The organism is Shewanella ulleungensis (genome assembly GCF_014648315.1).
Classification (GTDB): domain Bacteria; phylum Pseudomonadota; class Gammaproteobacteria; order Enterobacterales; family Shewanellaceae; genus Shewanella; species Shewanella ulleungensis.
In genome coordinates this window covers 122,173-139,946 of sequence record NZ_BMQW01000006.1, presented here as the reverse complement: position 1 = coordinate 139,946, position 17,774 = coordinate 122,173, and the positions used below count along the sequence as shown (strand labels likewise).

At 41.5% G+C, this 17,774-nt stretch carries 9 protein-coding genes and 2 pseudogenes; 1 reads left to right on the top strand and 10 read right to left on the bottom strand.

The window, feature by feature from the left end; all coding sequences use genetic code 11:
• Nucleotides 1-849: 849 nt before the first annotated feature.
• The 4 genes from IEY40_RS12805 to fabB all read right to left on the bottom strand — a co-directional run bounded on the left by IEY40_RS12805 (nt 850) and on the right by fabB (nt 10,097).
• Nucleotides 850-5,106 (bottom strand): FimV/HubP family polar landmark protein, encoded by a 4,257-nt coding sequence (locus IEY40_RS12805; RefSeq protein WP_188956771.1) that lies wholly within the window; start codon nt 5,104-5,106, stop codon nt 850-852.
• Nucleotides 5,107-5,395: 289 nt separating this feature from the next.
• Nucleotides 5,396-6,412, bottom strand: coding sequence for an aspartate-semialdehyde dehydrogenase (locus IEY40_RS12800; RefSeq protein WP_188956769.1), 1,017 nt, complete (start codon nt 6,410-6,412; stop codon nt 5,396-5,398).
• 192 nt (nt 6,413-6,604) lie between these two features.
• On the bottom strand, nt 6,605-7,741 hold the full coding sequence (gene pdxB, locus IEY40_RS12795) for a 4-phosphoerythronate dehydrogenase PdxB (protein ID WP_188956767.1): 1,137 nt from the start codon (nt 7,739-7,741) through the stop codon (nt 6,605-6,607).
• Between the two features lie 1,141 nt (nt 7,742-8,882).
• Nucleotides 8,883-10,097: a beta-ketoacyl-ACP synthase I gene (gene fabB, locus IEY40_RS12790; RefSeq protein ID WP_188957048.1), complete on the bottom strand. Its 1,215-nt coding sequence runs from the start codon at nt 10,095-10,097 to the stop codon at nt 8,883-8,885.
• A 132-nt stretch (nt 10,098-10,229) separates the two neighbouring features.
• Between fabB and mnmC1 the strand changes: the two genes are divergently transcribed.
• Nucleotides 10,230-12,335 (top strand): FAD-dependent 5-carboxymethylaminomethyl-2-thiouridine(34) oxidoreductase MnmC1, encoded by a 2,106-nt coding sequence (mnmC1, locus tag IEY40_RS12785; protein ID WP_229777098.1) that lies wholly within the window; start codon nt 10,230-10,232, stop codon nt 12,333-12,335.
• 37 nt (nt 12,336-12,372) lie between these two features.
• Here the strand turns inward: mnmC1 and IEY40_RS12780 are convergent.
• The 6 genes and pseudogenes from IEY40_RS12780 to galU form a co-directional block, all read right to left on the bottom strand.
• Nucleotides 12,373-12,565, bottom strand: a pseudogene (locus tag IEY40_RS12780) (transposase family protein); the annotation flags it as partial.
• A 377-nt stretch (nt 12,566-12,942) separates the two neighbouring features.
• Nucleotides 12,943-14,442 (bottom strand): hypothetical protein, encoded by a 1,500-nt coding sequence (locus IEY40_RS12775; RefSeq protein ID WP_188956765.1) that lies wholly within the window; start codon nt 14,440-14,442, stop codon nt 12,943-12,945.
• A gap of 337 nt (nt 14,443-14,779) precedes the next feature.
• The gene (locus tag IEY40_RS20305) at nt 14,780-14,950 is read right to left on the bottom strand and encodes a group II intron maturase-specific domain-containing protein (RefSeq protein WP_368855374.1); all 171 of its coding nucleotides are present in this window, start codon (nt 14,948-14,950) and stop codon (nt 14,780-14,782) included.
• 224 nt (nt 14,951-15,174) lie between these two features.
• Nucleotides 15,175-15,499: pseudogene (locus IEY40_RS12765) on the bottom strand (transposase family protein); the annotation flags it as partial.
• A 169-nt stretch (nt 15,500-15,668) separates the two neighbouring features.
• Nucleotides 15,669-16,664, bottom strand: a complete 996-nt coding sequence (locus IEY40_RS12760) for an acyltransferase family protein (protein ID WP_188956763.1) — start codon at nt 16,662-16,664, stop codon at nt 15,669-15,671.
• Between the two features lie 19 nt (nt 16,665-16,683).
• Complete coding sequence (gene galU / locus IEY40_RS12755) at nt 16,684-17,574, bottom strand: UTP--glucose-1-phosphate uridylyltransferase GalU (RefSeq protein ID WP_188956762.1); 891 nt, start codon at nt 17,572-17,574, stop codon at nt 16,684-16,686.
• Nucleotides 17,575-17,774: the final 200 nt, after the last annotated feature.

Below are 17,774 nucleotides of genomic sequence, written 5' to 3'. Positions count from 1 at the left end.
GGGCGGGTGGAGTAACACCTGGCTACCCGATAACAGATCTCAGGGATGACGTGCGGGTAGAGCAACACCAGGCTACCCGATAACAGATCTCAGGGATGACGGGCGGGTGGAGCAACACCTGGGTCCCTGATAACAGATCTCAGGGATGACGGGCGGGTGGAGTAACACCTGGGTCCCCGATTAACATATTCGAGGATGAAAAGCGTTGGACCTAAAAATAGCCACGACGTCATCCAGTAATTCAACTATTGCGCCCACGTCGCCATCGTTTGTTCATTCATATTCAGATGGTGCCCACTACCACGTCGTTCCGGCAATGCTGTTGAGCCGGAATCCAGGTGTTGTCTTTAAATACTCAAGAAAAGTCAAAAACAACACCTGGATCCCTGATAACAGATCTCAGGGATGAAGTGCGGGTAGAGCAACACCTGGCTACCCGATAACAGATCCCAGGGATGACGGGCGGGTGGAGTAACACCTGGGTCCCCGATTAACATATTCGAGGATGAAAAGCGTTGGACCTAAAAATAGCCACGACGTCATCCAGTAATTCAACTATTGCGCCCACGACGCCATCGTTTGTTCATTCATATTCAGATGGTGCCCACTACCACGTCGTTCCGGCAATGCTGTTGAGCCGGAATCCAGGTGTTGTCTTTAAATACTCAAGAAAAGTCAAAAAAAACACCTGGATCCCTGATAACAGATCTCAGGGATGACGTGCGGGTAGACCAACACCTGGATCCCTGTTACAAGCACTCGGGTTGGCATAAGCTCCTTTTTTCGGAACAAAAAAAACGGCGCAGATAACTGCGCCGTTTAATCAATTGAACCTCTACACTTTAGTGGCTAACGAAAACCTTTGAGTAAGTTTGCCGCTTCTGCTTGTTGGCGATCGTTACCGTCAATTTGAACTTCTTTCAACAATGCTTTGGCGCTGTCTTGATCTTCAATTTCGATATACGCCCTTGCTAAGTCTAATTTTGCATTAACAGAGTTTTCTTCGTCATCAACATCAATCATATCGGCATTGCCAATTAACGAATTCACTTCCCCCATATCAACATCAACGTCTTTATATTGATCGGTTTTATCGTCATCTTCGTCAGCATCGTTTAATAGTTTATCGATATCGATATAACCATTCTCGCGCTCAAAACTCATTAGGTCGTCATCACTGACACTAAACTGAGGGTTTCTACTGCGCTCTTTTTCATCAAGTGCAGCCAAAGCTTCATCTACAGTTAAATTATCGTCGCTCAAAATATAGTCATCTTCTGAGGTGTAATCGTCACTGTCGTCATCGTTTAATGACTGTGAAAATGCCGCTAGTAAGTCATCATCACTCACATTAGGTTCGTCATCTTGCTCATCCACTGCGGTTTCAGCCGCTTTAAGCAAGTCACTTTCCCAATCGAGCATGGCGGGCTTTGGCTTATTAGCTTTTAAATCATTGAAAAAGCTAGAATCTTTGTTCGCTTTTGTTGAGCCTCGAGTTTTCTCTTCTGCTACCGGCTCACTTGTGCTGGGTGCATCTTCGTTTGTGCTGAATGCATCAATAGACACATCATCATCGCCCATTGTTGCAAGACGTGCGTTCAGTTCATCTTCTGATGTACCATCATTTTCAGCATCTGAATCATCTGAATCATCTGAATCATCTGAATCGTCATCGAGGGTAAACGTTAAACCGTCATCATCATTCTTACTTTCACTGTCTGAACCAAGCTCAGTTTCAACATCCGCTTCGTTGTCACTGTCAGCCAACATAGCATCAAGTTCAGCATCAAAAAATGCTTTGTCGCTATCGTCAACCTCACTGTCAGATTCAGTATTGTCTGCGTTGTTTTCTGCTCTGCTTAAATCGAGATCATTTAAGTATTCATCAAGCTCTTTAAATAAATCTTCGTCTTCAATATCTTCAGAGTTGTCGGCATCGAGTTGAACATCAGGGTCATTGACTGGCGTGGCATATTCATCTTCGATGTCTTGCTCAAAGCTGGCCAGCAGTGCATCAACATCATCGTCTGGCGTTTGCGGCTCATGTAACACATCATCAGAGACTTGTTCTTTCTCTGGCGCAATACCTTGAGCATTCTCTAGGCTATTGGCATCAACGAGTGATTCTTCTTCACTAAGTGGCTCCAGCGGTGATTCCATTTCTGGTTCATCAAAGCTAGCTAATAGCGCATCAATATCATCGTCGCTGCTGTTGATAAGATCTGCGGCAGTATTATGTTCATCATCTTCTAATTCTGCAGCTAATTGTGCTGCAACGTCATCTTCGTCGCTGTCTGTATCAGACTCAACCTCAGCATCTAGGCTAGTTAGCCTATCGGTATGCTCAACAACAGGTTCATTTAAGCTGGCTAACAGCGCATCAATGTCGTCATCAGTGTCAACTTCATCGCTGTGGTTATTTGAAGCGTTATTTGAACCGTCATCTGAATCATCCTCAAGCTCTGCTGCTATTTGCGCAGCTAAATCTTCCTCTTCTGACAGATCGGTATCATCAGTTTCAGGATTAATATCCGCAACATTGGATTCAATAACTGGCTCGTTTAAACTCGCTAATAAAGCATCTATATCATCGTCAGATTCAGCTTGTTGGGTCTCTTCATCACCGTCTTCATCTTGAAGCTCTGCGGCTATTAATGCAGCCAAATCATCGTCTGTATTAACAGTTTCACTGTTCAGCGGCTGCACTGGAGCATCTTCATCTTTATCATCAGTTGGCATAACAGCTAAACCAGCTAATAACGCATCGATGTCTTCATCGGTTGACGGTTCATCATCATTGTTGTCTAGCTCAAGCTCAGCTAATAACTCATCTGCATCCGTTGCTGATGTTTGATCATTTTCAGCGCGTTCATCAGGAGTGTTTTCTGGTTGGTCTGCATCGGTTTCTACTTCAGCTTCTGATTCTGCAGGCATATCAAACTCGGCCAATAGCGAATCGATGTCATCGTCATTTGATACCGTTTCCTCTGCTTTTGGTTCTTCCTTTTCAGGCTCTGTTATCTCAGCTTCGGATTCTGCTGGCATGTCAAACTCGGCCAATAGCGAATCGATGTCATCGTCATTTGATACCGTTTCTTCTGCTTTTGGTTCTTCCTTTTCAGGCTCTGTTATCTCAGCTTCTGATTCTGCTGGCATATCAAATTCAGCCAATAGCGAATCGATGTCATCGTCATTTGATACCGTTTCTTCTGCTTTTGGTTCTTCCTTTTCAGGCTCTGTTATCTCAGCTTCTGATTCTGATTCTGCAGGCATATCAAACTCGGCCAATAGCGAATCGATGTCATCGTCATTTGATACCGTTTCTTCTGCTTTTGGTTCTTCCTTTTCAGGCTCTGTTATCTCAGCTTCTGATTCTGCTGGCATGTCAAACTCGGCCAATAGCGAATCGATGTCATCGTCATTTGATACGGGCTCTTCTGGCTCGACGGTTTCAGGCTTTGACTCTGCAGGCATATCAAATTCAGCCAATAGCGAATCGATATCATCGTCATTTGATACTGCCTCTTCTGGCTCGACGGTTTCAGGCTTTGACTCTGCGGGCATATCAAATTCAGCGAGTAGCGAATCGATATCATCGTCATTTGATACGGTTTCTTCAGGTTCGACGGTTTCAGGCTTTGACTCTGCGGGCATATCAAATTCAGCGAGTAGCGAATCGATATCATTTTCTGCCGAGGCATCAAGTTGGTCGTTATCGGTGCTATCGCCATCAAAATCGGCTAGTAAGCTGTCTAAATCATCTTCAGGTGCAGCTGCTGTGATAGTTGCTGCTGGTGCATCATCTAACCCGGCTAATAAACTGTCGAGATCGTCATCATCTTGAAGAGGTTCAAGTTCAGAATCTTGATCTTCCATCGCCTCTGCCCAAAGATCATCTAGAGAAGAGCCTTCGTCATCTTCTGCTTCCGCGTCTTCACCAATAAACATGTCTGATGCCATGTCCATTTCACCGTCATTGGCCAGTGACACTTCAGGCTGTAAATCAACGCTATCTAAATCTAATAAATCATCAATTGATTCATCATCATCTGAGTCGAGGTGAATCACCATATCATCAGCATGATCGTCTTCATCGACCGCTGGAGCAGGAGGTTGCTTAGCAACCGTTTCGGTTTGTGGAGTGTCTTCTGCAGCAGTTTGATTATTATTTTTACGACGAGTCAATAACCAAAAAATTAAAGCAAATAACAACAGTAAGGGTACCGATGCGGCTACTATCAGCATCAAGGTGTTGTCCATCAAGCTGCGCCAGAAATCTGCAGGCTCTTCAACTACAGGTTCAGCATTACCTGCTTGCTGCAACAGTTTTTCGTATTCGATGGTAAGTTTGTCATGTTTTTCGTTTAACAGTTGTAAATCTTCTTCAAGCGACGAAATGTTTAACGACATCTGGCCAATTTTATTCTTCAGCACTTGATTATCATTGTTACTCACCATCAAATCATCTTGAGCGCGAGCAAGCTCATCGGTCAACATTAATGCTTTGGCATTGGCTTTATCGAGTACGGAATTAAGATCTTTTACTTCTGTGGCATTGGCTTGCTTTAATGCTTGAGTTTGTACTTCAACGGCTGGCGTTTGTTGTGCTATTTGCAGCGGTTTATCTGCATTTGTTTTTTTAACCACTTCAACAATGGGTGACGGTTTGTTAATAACAGGTTTTGGGGTTATACGAGGTTGTGGCGTTTGACGAGTTATATTGCGATCGTCTTGTTCTGCACGGCGGCGAGCAACATTATCAGGAATGGCGGCCATGACATCAGCAGACGGAATTAATAAAATCATCCCACGTTCTAAGGTATTGTAATTATTACCACTAAAGGCATGTGGATTGGCGTCAAACAATGCGGCCATGACCTGATAAACACTTACGCGGTCATTAGGGCGTACTTTTTGGGCAATACTCCAGAAAGTGTCTCTAGCGGTAGTAGGACCGTATTGACGCTTAACTTGCTGTTTAACCTCGCCGTTAGGACCGGTTATTTTCAGTGTTTCAGCCTGAGCAGAATCAATAAGCTGTAAACTGGTTAAGCCAAGGGTCGCACAGGCAATTAACCCCAAAATATAAGAAGTACGCAAAGTCATCCAATCCTTCCCTTTAAGCGCTATTGAGTTACCGTCTTGGCAACAGGCTGTAGGCAATTTTTATCATTAGTATTTATTGTCATTACTATATCAAATCACATCGGTTTGGCGCTAACTTTTGCACTTAAAAAAGCAGTATAGATGTTAAAAATGATACGTTTACGACTATAAACTAGATCTGCCACCCCTGCTACTACTGGCGCAAGTAAAACGAAAAAAGCCTGCTAGCTGCAGGCTTTTTAAACTAAATCACTTAATGATTAATAGATTAGCGTTGAGCAAAGCTCAATTAATAGTAATCTCTAATCAAAATTTCAGCGATTTGTACACTGTTTAATGCCGCACCCTTACGAATGTTATCGGCAGTAACCCATAAATTTATACCATGCGAGTGAGAAATATCTTTACGGATACGCCCAACATACACAGGATCATTACCGGCAGCTTCAGTAACCGCTGTTGGGTACTCGTTGTCGCTCTCAAATAATTCCACGCCAGGTGCATCGCGAAGAACAGCTTTAACTTCTTCAGCATCAACAGGTTGACGTGTTTCAATATGGATTGCTTCAGAGTGACCATAAAACACAGGTACACGCACAGCAGTTGGGTTAACCACGATTTCGTCGTCACCAAAAATCTTCTGTGTTTCCCACACCATTTTCATTTCTTCTTTGGTGTAGCCGTTTTCCATAAACATGTCGATTTGTGGCAACACGTTAAACGCTATTTGTTTAGGGTAAACAGACGGCTCAGCGGGTAAACCTTGAAGTAGCTTAGCGCATTGACCTGCTAATTCTTCAATCGCTTTTTTACCTGTACCAGACACAGACTGATACGTAGCCACGTTAATGCGTGAAATGCCAAACGCATCATAAATTGGCTTTAGTGCGACAAGCATTTGAATAGTTGAACAGTTTGGATTAGCAATAATATTGCGATTACGGAAATCAGCAATGGCTTCTGGGTTCACTTCTGGTATCACTAATGGCACGTCGATGTCATAACGAAAATGTGAGGTGTTATCAATAACAACACAACCTGCTTCGCCCGCAATTGGTGCCCATTTAGCAGATACGTCACCACCAGCTGAAAAGAAACCAATTTGAGCTTGGCTCCAATCAAACGTTTCTACGTCAAGAATTTCAACTTGTTTACCGTGAAAACTGACCGTTTCGCCAGCACTGCGACTGCTCGCTAACGGAAACAACTTAGCAACCGGAAAATTACGCTGCTCGAGGATCTCAATCATAGTTTGACCCACTGCGCCCGATGCACCTAAAACGACTACATTAAATTCCTGAGACATAATTAACGCTCGACTCCTATTATCCAGTTTGAACAATCAATCTACCCTAGTTTAGTGATGCTTTGCTAGGGTTAATGTATTAAAAACACCTGCTTTGTAGTGATTTTTTCTCAACTGGATAAATATCACTACTTTTATGCCACAAATGGCTATTTATTGGCGTATTCAAGCGCAAAATTAGTCTTCGCTAAATCAATTAAAGCCTAACGCTGTCAACATAGTTTGATTAATACCATTACGTTGTTCAGTTGATTGTATTTGAGTTAACGAAATTGCATTGTATTCACGACGATAAGTATGTTGTTTGCGCATTAAATCAAAACCAGATGAAGTGTTAAAACAACCACGGAATTTTCGATCATCGTCACGCAAGTCATACACCAGGCGCGACAATGTCAATAATTGTGCTTCGGTTAATTCTGTTTGAGCACTGATTTGGCTAAACTGAAAAATCGGCAACAAACTGGTTAGTGATTTATTAGCTTCAAGACCCAGCACGGCACATAATTTTTGATACAACATAAAAGTTCCACGCGCCTTTCCCTCTAAACTGTAACCAGCAATATGCGGTGTAGCAAACTCAGCTAATGCGACTAACTCAGGCATAGGATTAGGCTCACCTTCCCATACATCTAGTACCAGTTTTACATCGTCTCGTTGCTGTTTAAACTTAATCAACGCTCGATTATCAATGACTTCACCACGGCAACAATTAAGTAACCAGGTATTGGGTTTTAATTGATTTAAGCGTGTTTCATCGAATAAATACCAGGTTTTATGTTCGCCATCTTTAGTGATTGGTACGTGTAGACTAATGATGTCAGCCTGGGCAATTAAAGTATCGATCGAGACAAACTCGCGCTTATCGCCCTGCTCAGCCTTTACGGGATCGCACAATAGCACTTGCAAACCATACGCTTGTAAACACTTAGCTGCCGCAGTGCCTGTATTGCCAGCACCTACAATCCCAACAACTTTACCTTGTAAAGATTCACCAGAGCGTTGTGCAAGTTCTAACATGGCAATGAAAGCGTATTCACCTACTGCCGTCGCATTACAACCTGGAGCGTTGGTAAATGGGATACCGCGCCGAGCAAGATAATCTACTTCAACATGATCAGTACCAATGGTCGCACTGCCAACAAACTTAAGCTTATTAGCCTTATCAAGTAATGCAGCATTCACTTTTGTAACTGAACGCACAAGTAACACATCAGCATCACTCACTTGCTCAGGCGTTAATGTGCGGCCATTAACATATTCAATCTCACCTAAGTCGCCAAACAAGGCATCGACATAAGGCATATTTTCATCAGCAATTATTTTCATCGGGAATCTTATTATCAGCGAATTTAACGACTTCACATCGCACTTTTATGGCCCGTATCTTATACCAAAGCTAGAAGTTGGACGAGAGAAACCGTTATTCTTGAACGCTTCGCTTACAGGCTTAAGGTACTAGGTACTAGGTACTAGGTGTTGCCCCACCCGCACGTCATCCCTGAGTGCTTGTATCAGGGTTCCAGGTGTTGCTGTTGGCCTTGTTAAATGCGTAAAGCAACACCTGGATTCCGGCTTAACAGCACTGCCGGAATGACGGAGTAGTGAGTGTCAACTGAATACGAATGAGCAAAAGACGAAGTAGTGGGCGCTATTTGAATGCCCTACTGCCCGTCATCCCTGAGATCTCTTATCAGGGATCCAGGTGTTTCTGTTGGCCTTGTTAAATGCGTAAAGCAACACCTGGATTCCGGCTTAACAGCACTGCCGGAATGACGTTGTAGTGTGTCAACTGAATACGAATGAGCAAAAGACGAAGTAGTGAGTGTCAACTGAATACGAATGAACAAATGACAGAGTAGTCGGCGTTATGAGGCCTCCAAAGTAGCTAACCCAAATGCCCGTCATCCCTGAGTGCTTGTATCAGGGAGCCAGGTGTTGCTGTTGATTTTGTGTAAAAGCGGAAAACCAACACCTGGATTCCGGCTTAACAGCACTGCCGGAATGACGTAGTTGTGGGCGTCAACTGAATACGAATGAGCAAAAAGACGGAGTTGTGGGCGTCAACTGAATACGAATGAACAAATGACAGAGTAGTCGGCGTTATGAGGCCTCCAAAGTAGCTAACCCTACTGCCCGTCATCCCTGAGATCTCTTATCAGGGATCCAGGTGTTGCTGTTGACTTTGTGTAAAAGCGGAAAACCAACACCTGGATTCCGGCTTAACAGCACTGCCGGAATGACGTAGGAAAAGCCAATGCTTTACCTCGTCGCCCGTCATTTTTTCGCCCGTCATCCCTGAGATCTCTTATCAGGGATCCAGGTGTTTCTGTTGATTTTGATTTGAGGTTCTAGGTTCCAGGCTAAAATGGAATATCGTCGTCCCAGCCCTCAAAAAAGACACAAAAAAGCCAGCGTTGTTTCCAATGCTGGCTTTTTTAGTACTTAGCAGATAAGGCTGCTAATACAATTAAGCTTTGTACTTGCGCATAACTAATGTTGCGTTAGTGCCACCAAAACCAAAGCTGTTGCTCATAATGGTGTTTAACTCTGCTTTACGCATTTCTTGCACCACTGGCATGCCAGCAGCTTTTTCATCAAGATTATCAATGTTAATGCTTGGTGCAATAAAACTGTCTTCCATCATGATCATACTATAAATAGCCTCATGAACACCTGCAGCACCTAAAGCGTGACCAGTTAAAGACTTAGTAGACGCGATAGCTGGCATTTTGTCACCAAACACTTCACGTAATGCTTCAAGCTCACGCATGTCACCAACAGGTGTTGATGTACCATGAGTGTTAATATAATCAATTGGAGCGTCAACATCGGCAAGTGCCATTTGCATACAACGTACAGCACCTTCACCAGACGGAGCAACCATGTCGTAGCCATCAGATGTGGCACCATAACCAATTATTTCTGCATAAATTTTCGCGCCACGAGCAAGTGCATGCTCTAATTCTTCAACAACAACGATTCCGCCGCCGCCTGAAATAACAAAACCATCACGGTCTGCATCATAAGTACGCGAAGCTTTTTCTGGAGTTGCATTATATTTAGTCGACAACGCGCCCATAGCATCGAAGCCCATGGTCAATGTCCAATCAACCTCTTCTGCACCACCTGCAAAAACCATGTCTTGCTTACCCATTTGAATAAGTTCAACTGCGTGGCCGATACAGTGTGCAGAAGTTGCACATGCAGAACTGATTGAATAATTAACACCTTTAATCTTGAATGGCGTAGCCAAGCATGCACTAGCAGTACTGGCCATAATACGAGGCACTATATACGGCCCAACACGTTTAACGCCTTTTTCACGTAGCGTATCAGCTGCTTGAACTTGGTTTTTAGACGACGCACCACCCGTACCAGCAACTAAGCCAACACGGAAATTAGAATATTGTTCTTCAGTCAAATTAGCATCAGCGATGGCTTCTTGCATGGCAATGTAAGCATAAGCGGCTGCATCACCCATAAAGCGAAGTGCTTTACGATCGATGTGGTCAGCAGGGTTCATTTTAATATCACCCCAAACTGTACTGCGTAATTGCATTTCTTCAAACTGTGCAGAGTGGGTAATACCGCTACGACCTGCTTTAAGTGACTCGGTCACTTCTTGTTTGTTATTACCGATACTTGAAACAACACCCATTCCGGTGATCACGACTCTTTTCATTTTTTTGCTATCCATTTGGTACATGTCGGTACTTAATTGCGGCAATCATAGCTGCTTTGGAGCAATTAAGTGGTCAGCTTTCCATAAACGCAGGTAAAATAATGCCAAGTTATGTGGCCTGAGTAAAATATTTTGAGTAAAAGCACTTTGTTATCTGCATCTGACGCCCAACAACCTTTGCATAGAAGCCCATTGTTGGGAAATAATAGCGACTGTGAAAATCAATATTATCAATCTGTACAGCAGTATATCGATATAGTATTGCAAACCGGTGACGCTCAGCACAGTGCAAACAAACAACCTAATTTACTCACCCTCGGGCAATTTGGTTTTGCAGATGGTCATGAAATCCTATTATTACAATCTGCTATCGAGTACAAAAATCAGCAACAAGCCAATAATACTCAAAATCGAGTGCACCTTGTTGTATTTGCACAACAACCCATCAATCGTCAGCAACTTGAACAAACATGGTCACAACAAGGGATACTCAACTTAAATCACCCATTAGTTGAACAGGCTAACACACTGCTAAACACCCAAATTGCAGCCATCAATGGTTGCCAGCGTTTAACACTTAATCATACACGGCTTATTGTCGATGTATATTATGGCGAACCGCTCAAGCAATTAAAAACCATTGCAACTCCACAATGCCAAAGGATTCAGCACTGGCTTGCCCTACCCGATACGAGTCAATCAGAGCATAGGGATCACTATTTTAATCCAGCGGTACTGTGGCAATGTGGTCGCTTAAGCCTTGATGATGCAAGTGTTTATATCGCGACAAAAGATTCGCTCACAGAAACAACAATGCAAACGATAAGCAAACAACTGAGTCAATGTGGGTTCAATACTCGAACAATCACAACACAAACAACTCAAAAGCTCATTGATGATATTGCCATTGCAGAGCGCCATGCATTAGCACACCAGCTTAAACAACAGTTTGCCTATAATCCAACACCAAAGAGCATTAACGATAATCAACCTATTGCCATCATCGGCGGTGGCATTGCAGCAGCCAGCCTTGCATTGTCACTCGCACAAAGAGGTAAAAATAGTATTCTTTACTGTAAAGATGCACAACTTGGCCATGGAGCATCGGGTAATAAGCAAGGGGCAATTTACCCATTACTCACACCAGAGAACGGGCCATTGAGTCAGTTTTTTCAACAAGCATTTTTATTTAGCCGCCGCCAAATTGAGTCTCTAGTGAGTGATGGTTTTACCATTGGTCACCAATGGTGCGGTGTATTACACACAGGTTTTGATGAACGAAGTGAAGCCAGATTAACAAAAATAATTAACGGACAAAACTGGCCTGCAGAAATTGCGCTAGCGGTAGATAGCAAACGCGCGAGTCAACTCGCCAATCTCGACATTAATAAATCAGGCTTTTACTATCCACTAGGTGGTTGGGCATGCCCGTTTAAATTCGCACAAGCAGCAATCGCCAAAGCACAAACGTTAGCTAAAGTCACTGTTGTTTATAATAGTCATATAAAGAGTATTGAATCAGGTCCACAAGGTTGGCAGTTGTTTACTGATAATGCTGAGCACCCCATCGCAACTCACCAACAATTAGTTGTCGCCTCAGGCGCACAACTCACCGACTACCCACAAACAAAACAGCTTCAAATCACCGGCTTTAGGGGCCAGGTAAGTCATGTACCCGCACAAGGTGAATTGGCACACCTCACCACTGTTATATGTGCTAATGGTTATTTAACGCCGCAACACAATAACCTTCATTGCGTCGGCGCAAGTTATGTAAAAGATCCACAACATCTAGAATTTTGCCCGCAAGAACAACACGAAAACAGTTTAAAAATGAAGCAAAGCTTCCCGCATTCAAACTGGCCAAACGATATTGATGTTTCAAACAACGATGCCAGAGTCGGCGTAAGGATGGTCAGTCGCGACCACTTCCCGGTAATGGGATGTGCAACTGATGTTGAAGAGTTATTTAATCGATATGGTATTCAGCAGCAATCCAAAGACAAACCCAGCCTATGGCAACGTTACTGGCAAACCACACCTGCACCGATATACGAAGGCTTATATGTTCTCGGTGGTTTAGGCTCACGCGGTCTAAGCTCAGGTCCGCTAGTTGCCGAATGCCTCGCCGCAAACCTATGCGGCGAACTGTCACCTCTTAATTTAGAGCTACAAGCATTGCTAAGCCCTAATAGAATGTGGCTACGCAAACTGCTAAAAGGAAAAGCATTGATGTAATGTAAAATGCAGTAACACACTGCTACTTCGTTCAGGTAAGGTCCAATGCTCTGCTGGCTGGGAATACCATTAGCGAAGGGGCGATATTTACGTAGCCACATGAGTTTTAATGTCCCGAACTCGTGGCAATCGGCCCAACTTTGCGCACCTGATATCACTGCACTTAAGACGAATAAGCAGATATCAATGACATCATGTTCTTGATTTATATGGGAACGGCAATCAGTAATCTTATCGAGATGTTAAGCATATTAAGTATAAAGACAAAGAAAAAGAAAAAGAAAAAGAGCTCTGTTTGATCACACTGACGAGATCAATCAAGCTATTTTTATCTCTTTGTTTTTAAGTAGGATGTATGAAAAGCGATCAAGTATAATCAGCCCCTGACAAGTGAGAGGGATTTCGATAAAACTTGTTTCGCATTCATGACATTGACTCGTGGTAATTTTTGTTTGGCGATAAATTTGATCATCTAATACGATGAATGTTCGTGAGTTTATAATCTATCTCATTATTTTACTTATTCTTTTCTGGAGTACTGCCAGTATCGCCCCCCAGTGCCACCGCATGAGTGTTTAATTTTCAACCTAACTACTAAATCCAGCCTTTAATCACTCCGCTGCAGCTTGAGATGTTTAATAAAGGTTCTAAGTTCAATTGCTGCTCTTAGCATACTGTAGCCGACAAGAACCCATGTCAGCCAATAATGCCAAATTGTTGAAAAACTTCCCCCATAATTCAGACTTTCAATAATTAAAAAACACAGCAGCAACATGAAGTTAACTAAATGGATTGGAAACTGATTACGAGAGCCTCCAAACCGATAAATCATGTAAGGAATCCACTGACTAAGTGCTTGACTAATACAAAAAAGTACTCCGGCCATGCTAGTTGTAAAAATCAGCAAATATCCAGTGGTTCTCGCTAACTGGAGAGCGAGCATCGGTACGATTCGCCCAATTTCAGGTAGACGATTAAACCATGCAAAAACAAGTCGAACACTAATGAGTAAAACAACAAAAACCAACCAAATATGGATAGCACTAGAGTAAATGTTGTCATGATAAAATATACTTCGGAGCCCATTAACTTGGGTCGCAACAATAGAAGCCAGTATGGCAAGTAGACCTGACATAATCCAAGAAAAATACGGAACAAAATTATGGGCAAGTTTATGGTAGTCTTTTGATACTTTAGGCTTACATTCATTAATTAAACCCAGTCGATCATTTTCATAATAACCAATTTCATATGCGGTAAAGTAACTCAATACAAATAACAATAAACATAAAGCACTTAATAGTGGAGTAGTGCTAGCTAGGCTAAATATCAATAGTAATAGTAAATAGTCATGCCCCAAAATTGCACGAGTAAAGTAACTTTCATCGGGTCTCTTTATTTTTTTAAGATAAACAAAGGGCAGCATTGGTTTTAAACCAGCTTGTTGATATTTTGCCTCTGGCCACTGCAGAAGGGCCGAATAGCGGGTCATTGCCAATAAATCGCTATCCAATTTACTGTCGCTAATAGAAAGTCCTTTTTGAACAACCTCAATTCCTAATACTTTCACAACAGCAGCCCCTTTACCTTCTTTTCTCAAATTAGGTGCAGTTTTGAGGTCACTTGCCACTATTAAGGGCCATGAAGCATTTAACGCATCTAATAATGGTTGTATTACAAAACCAAAACCATAACTAGCCACCATAACTGGTTGCTTTGACTGTATCAGTGCATGGTATAGGTTCTGGTTGAGATGTTGTTTTGCAAGTTTCACGGCAACTTTATTCCACTGCCAGATAGACCACGGAGCGACTATCACAATGGTCAGTACACGGACCCAATCTCTAGTATGGTCTGGATCCTTTGGAGACAACCAGCACCAAGGGCGAACTAAACCCAGTAATTGTAGCCAAAACCCGACCCATAAGGATGGAGAAACATTCGATAAAAATGTTTCTGTTGAATTTCGTAACCAAAGTGTTTCATCAAAATCTACAATAACCGGAACACCATCATTTAATGTTTTAAGACAATTATAAAGTTCCTGTTCAGTTGTATAAACCTCTGAGGTTGCAACTTCATATATATCAAAATTTACGCTTTCCATAGCCTTGCTCCAGATGGAAATAATTTATTCAATGAAAAAATGCTTTCTAATGTACATAACTTAATTCAAAGTATTTCAGAGCAAACGATTCTAAAATAATGATGTTGAACATAATATCAGATAATTAAACTTACCCGCTAAATTGATTATTTTGCTTTAGATTAATGATAACAGGGCTATATCGCCCAGGGCAACCGCATGAGAGTTCATTAATTAGCCATATCACTTAATCCAGTATTTAATACCGCTTCTAAGTATGCTGTTTTCATCTAGGCTCGTTGTAATAGTCAAGTTTTTCCATAAACTTACCCGCTCTCGTTTTGCGTCGTTGAAGTTTCTACTTGTGCCTCGCCCACCAGATTAACGCTTTGTTTACCTCGAGCAAGACCCTGTACAACTCGGAACGACAGAAGCTGCCATAGTAGTTTATCCAACCGTTGATGATTGGATTGATCCACCTGGTTATTTGCTCAAGAATTAAATCTGTTAGCTTTCGAATACCTAGCATTCTAATTTTCTTTATCATCCCTTTTTGAGCATTTCTGCTCGCTGCGGGCGTAAACTGACAAAGATACCCTGTGTTTGTTTATTCCGACAAAGACGTGGTCTGAAGGTGTACCCTAAAAAGTCAAAACTAATGTTCTCGTGATTACCTTTTCTTGAACTATCCTTGCAATACGCAATTTTGGTTTTCGTTGGGTGAAGCTCAAGCCCACAGGCTTCAAACCTCTCTTTAAGCACTTTCCCATCAATCGCAATAGAAGACTGTGCTAAGCCGATGCTCGTTGACCCAACTCAACAAGGCATCGAGCAAGGATTGCTTTGACACTCCTCTGAAGATGCGACCATTACGGTTCTGCTGGCTGGGAAGACCATTAGCGAAGGGGTGATATTTACGCAGCCACATGAGTTTTAATGTCCCTAACTCGTAGCAATCGGCCCAACTTTGCGCACCTGATATCACTGCGCTTAGTACGAGTAAACAGACACCAATGACACCAAGCTATTTATTTATAAGGGAAATCCAATCAGATATATTATCAAGACTTTTAAGCATATTAATTATAAAGGCAAAGAAAAAGAGTGCTTTTAGATCTCACAGGCTAGAGCAAACAAGTTATTTTTATCTCTTTTTTTTAATAGGTACGTATGAAAATCGACCAACCATGGATTCTCTTGTTAAAGAAACGTTCACTTTTTACCCAGCTAATAGATATAATCTTATTTTATCTCTTAATATAACGTTCCAAAAAGTATTTAAATTTATAATGCAATTTTACCTCAATTTTTTTATGAAAAACTAGTGAAGTTACAATCGTTATCAATGCTACCAGAAACCATAAACTGTCATAAACATCCATATCCAAACCCAAAAAAGTACCATAAAAATATAATAGTAAAAGGTGAATCAAATATATTGAAAAACTTGCCGCACCAATTTCTGCCATATATTTATTTGACATGATTAAATTTGAAAACCGTGTTCCGTGTGAAATAAAATATATCGCCAAACCATAATAGACAGCCACCTCAAAAGAATCATAAAAGGCTTTATTATCACTAATATAAAACATTGGTAAAAATAATAGAAAAAAACTCATAACTTGAAAAAAAATCAACCAAATATTTTTTGAAATACAAATCCTTGGTAATATTCCAAAAAAGGTACCAGCTAAGAAAAAAGGTAATTTGCTAAATAGCACTAGGCCTGGCCAGAGATCAAAGGAGTATAGCAGGATGACAAGTGAAATCGACAAGAGTGTTTTTTGTAAAAAACTAAATTTAAAAAACGAATACCACAAAAATATAAAAAATATATAATATTGAATTTCAAGAGGTATTGACCAAAAAACATAGCTACTTCCAATTAAAAAAATATGTCTTAAAGCATTAGTAACGCTCCCCATATCAAATGGGTAATCTAAACCTGAAAATAAATATGACAATAATAAGTATATCAGTATGACAAACCAATAAACTGGAACAATTCTAGAAAACCTTGCAATTGAATAATTTACTACTGACTTGACATTAAAGTCTTTCTGGATATACAAATAACCCATTAAAAATCCACTCAATACAAAAAAAAAACCAACGCCAATAGCACCTAATAGACCATTAAACTCTGCTTTTACAGAATCAGGCCAAGGAAGGTGTGATAGTACAACGAATATGCAGGCATATCCCCTCAAACCATCAAGAGTTGGGAGTCTTTCTTTCATGATAATATTCTCAATAAAATTATTTATATTCTTCTAACAAGTCAGCTAAATCTTTCTTAAAGTCACCGCCTAACTTAGGATCGCGTAAACCGTATTCTACAAATGCTTTCATATAGCCAAGCTTGTCTCCACAATCATGAGACTTACCTGTCATGTTAAAAGCTTCTACCGTGTCAGACTCAATCAGCATATCAATAGCATCGGTAAGCTGAATTTCATCACCAGCACCTGGAAGCGTGCGTGCTAATAAGTCCCAGATCTTTTCTGATAACACATAACGGCCGACAACGGCTAAATTCGAAGGCGCTTTACCAGTCTCAGGTTTCTCAACCATATTAAAAATCTTAGTAGAGTCACCAGGGTTAATAGTTTCACCACCACAGTCAGCAATACCGTACTTGTGAACCTGATCATCTGGCACTGGCGCAACCATAATTTGACTTGCTTGCGACTCACGAAAACGAATTAACATTGAGGCTAGGTTTTCAGTGCGCTGATCAGCAGAGTATGAATCTAAAATAACATCAGGCAATACCACAGCAAATGGATTATCACCAATACAGGGCTTGGCACATAAAATAGCATGCCCTAGACCTTTAGCTTCACCTTGGCGCACATGCATAATGGTGACGTTTTTAGGGCAAATAGACTGTATTTCATGTAGTAGTTGACGTTTAACACGCTTCTCTAATGTTGATTCGAGCTCATAAGATTTATCAAAGTGGTTTTCAATCGCGTTTTTACTGGCATGGGTCACCAAAACAATCTCTTTAATCCCAGCACTCACACACTCATCAACAATGTACTGAATCAGCGGTTTATCAACTAAAGGTAACATTTCTTTAGGAATAGCTTTAGTGGCAGGCAACATTCGAGTGCCTAAACCGGCAACAGGTATAACAACTTTCATAAATATCCTTATTTAGCGTGAGCTAATAGCAAAAAATAAAAAGGTAAAAAGGTAAAAAGGTAAAAAGAATAAGTGACTAAAAAACCTAACCCAAAATAAAAAGAAACACCTGGATTCCTGATACAAGCACTCAGGGATGACGTGCGAGTTGGAGAAAGCCAGGCTCCCCGATTAAAGCACTCTGGGATGACGAGCGGGTT

Excerpts from the sequence above, each read along its gene's own strand:
- IEY40_RS12805 (WP_188956771.1), bottom strand. The coding sequence starts at position 5,106 with ATGACTTTGCGTACTTCTTATATTTTGGGGTTAATTGCCTGTGCGACC.
- IEY40_RS12800 (WP_188956769.1), bottom strand. The coding sequence starts at position 6,412 with ATGTCTCAGGAATTTAATGTAGTCGTTTTAGGTGCATCGGGCGCAGTG.
- pdxB (WP_188956767.1), bottom strand. The coding sequence starts at position 7,741 with ATGAAAATAATTGCTGATGAAAATATGCCTTATGTCGATGCCTTGTTT.
- fabB (WP_188957048.1), bottom strand. The coding sequence starts at position 10,097 with ATGAAAAGAGTCGTGATCACCGGAATGGGTGTTGTTTCAAGTATCGGT.
- IEY40_RS12775 (WP_188956765.1), bottom strand. The coding sequence starts at position 14,442 with ATGGAAAGCGTAAATTTTGATATATATGAAGTTGCAACCTCAGAGGTT.
- IEY40_RS20305 (WP_368855374.1), bottom strand. The coding sequence starts at position 14,950 with ATGCTAGGTATTCGAAAGCTAACAGATTTAATTCTTGAGCAAATAACC.
- IEY40_RS12760 (WP_188956763.1), bottom strand. The coding sequence starts at position 16,664 with ATGAAAGAAAGACTCCCAACTCTTGATGGTTTGAGGGGATATGCCTGC.
- galU (WP_188956762.1), bottom strand. The coding sequence starts at position 17,574 with ATGAAAGTTGTTATACCTGTTGCCGGTTTAGGCACTCGAATGTTGCCT.